This window comes from Amycolatopsis sp. 3B14 (genome assembly GCF_050958625.1).
Taxonomy (GTDB): Bacteria; Actinomycetota; Actinomycetes; order Mycobacteriales; family Pseudonocardiaceae; genus Amycolatopsis_E; species Amycolatopsis_E thermoflava.
The window spans coordinates 1-2,237 of sequence record NZ_JBHZEN010000117.1 but is presented as its reverse complement, the minus strand read 5'-3'; the positions used below and the strand labels follow the sequence as shown (position 1 = coordinate 2,237).

General features: G+C 69.1%; 2 protein-coding genes. One reads left to right on the top strand and one right to left on the bottom strand.

The window, feature by feature from the left end; all coding sequences use genetic code 11:
* Window positions 1–596 (bottom strand): HAD family hydrolase (locus tag ACCP09_RS39690; protein ID WP_433754234.1); only part of this gene is annotated, 596 nt, incomplete at its 3' end.
* 161 nt (window positions 597–757) lie between these two features.
* Here ACCP09_RS39690 and ACCP09_RS39685 point away from each other — a divergent pair.
* Window positions 758–2,113, top strand: a complete 1,356-nt coding sequence (locus ACCP09_RS39685; protein WP_378337135.1) for an MFS transporter — start codon at window positions 758–760, stop codon at window positions 2,111–2,113.
* Window positions 2,114–2,237 lie beyond the last annotated feature (124 nt).

Sequence of the window (2,237 nt, the reverse complement as noted above, 5' to 3'; positions counted from 1 at the left end):
CGCAGCGGGGTGCGGCCGGGCCACGCGCTGTCCGTCACCACGACCACCGACAGGCCGGCCGCCTGCGCCGCCGTCGCGCCCGCCGCTGAGTCCTCCAGCGCGACCGAGCCCCGCGGGTCGGCCCCGAGTCTTCGGCAGGCGGCCCGGTAGACGTCCGGCGCCGGTTTGGGCGCCGCCACCTCGTCGGCGCTGACGACCGCCCGGAACGCCGGCTGCAGCCCGGCCCCGCTCAGCACCTCCGACAGCACTCCGGCCGGCGCGTTCGACGCCACCGCCAGCGGAACGCGCCCGGCCAGCGTGGAAACGAGTTCCAGTGCCCCCGGCAGCACGGCGGGCGGCCGAAGTTCCACCGCGGTCCGCAGCGCCTCGTCCAGCATCTTCGCGACCCGGCCGGTCTCCCCGGACTGGCCGGCCCACAGGGCGATCCGCGCGGCCGCCGCCCCCACCGACGCCCCGGCCAGGGTGGCGAACTGCCGGTCGCTCAGCTCCAGCTCCAGGGCCTGCGCCCCGGTCCGGAACGCGGTGTACCAGGCCGCCGCCGTGTCCAGCAGCAGACCGTCACAGTCGAAGACCACGGCACGGCGGATCGCGGACATGGGCACCTGACCCTTCCCGTGGTTGGAACAACGTTCCGAAGTGTAGGGCGAAACCGAACTGTTTTCCAGAGTTCATCCGGAAGAGGTCCCATCTGGAGGTTTGAACGCCTATCCTTCATCTGTTGAATCCCTGCTTCCGCACAATGAAACGGACAGCGATCATGACGGAAACCTCCGCAGCCCCACCCGACGAGCGCACCGTCCGCCGTGCCGTGGCCGGCGCGGCCATGGGCAACGCCGTGGAATGGTTCGACTACGGCATCTACGCCTACCTCGCGACCAGCATCGGCCTGAACTTCTTCCCGGACGCCGACGAGACGGCGCGACTGCTGCTGGTCTTCGCCGGGATCGCGATCCCGTTCGTGCTGCGGCCGTTCGGCGGCCTCATCCTGGGCCCGCTGGGCGACCGGTTCGGGCGCCGACGCGTGCTGTCGTTCACGATCATCATGATGTCGGGCGCGACGTTCGTCATCGGGTTGATCCCCAACTACCAGACGATCGGGGTGGCGGCGCCGATCCTGCTGCTGCTGGCAAGGCTGGCGCAAGGGTTCTCCACCGGCGGCGAGTACGGCGGGGCGGCGACGTTCATCGCCGAGTACGCGCCGGACAAGCGGCGCGGGTTCTACGGTTCGTTCCTGGAGTTCGGCACGCTGGTCGGCAACGTCGTGGGCGCCCTGCTCGCCACGGCTGTCCAGTTGGGACTGTCCGAAGCGGCGCTGAACAGCTGGGGCTGGCGCATCCCGTTCCTGGTGGCGGGTCCGCTCGGACTGGTCGGCTGGTACCTGCGCACGAAGCTGGCCGACACGCCCGCGTTCGAGAAGGCGGAACGGGCGGGCGCCACGTCGCGGGTGCCGTTGCGGGAGACGTTCACGAAGATGTGGCCGCAGCTGCTGAACCTGATCGGGTTCGTCATCCTGCTCAACGTGGCGATGTACACGTTGATCGCCTACATGCCGACGTACCTCACGGAGGTGCTCGAACTCGGTGACACCGCGTCACTGCTGATCCCGCTCGGGCTCATGATCGGGATGCTGCTCGTCGTCAACGCGGTGGGTGCGCTGTCGGACCGGGTGGGCCGCAAACCGCTGCTGCTGACGGCTGCGATCGGTTTCCTGGTGGTGAGCTGGCCTGCGATCGCCCTGCTGGAGACCCGGTCGGTGTTCGGCGCGGTGGTGGGCATGGCGATGCTGTCGGTGCTGCTGGTGCTGATGCTCGGCACGATCGGCTCGGCACTGCCCGCGATGTTCCCCACCCGCAACCGGTACAGCGGCTTCGCAATCGGCTATTCGACGTCCACCGCGGCGTTCGGCAGCACGGCGCCGCTGGTGATCACCGCACTGATCGACGGCACCGGCAACACGGCCATCCCGGCGTTCTACCTGATGGCCGCCGCCGCGATCGCCATCGTGCCCATCATGCTCATGCCGGAGACCGCCGGAGTACCCATCAACCACCCGACGCGCATCCCCGGCAGGACACCGGTCACCGAAGAGGAAGAGGCACTAGCCCCCTCCTGACCCAGGAAACGCAAGTCGGCAACGAAAAGCAAGCGACCACCCCAACCAGACCTCCCCCGCCCCCGATCCCCAGCCGATCTTTAGTCGCCGACCAGCCGTGTCAAGGTACTCTTTCCCGCCTTGA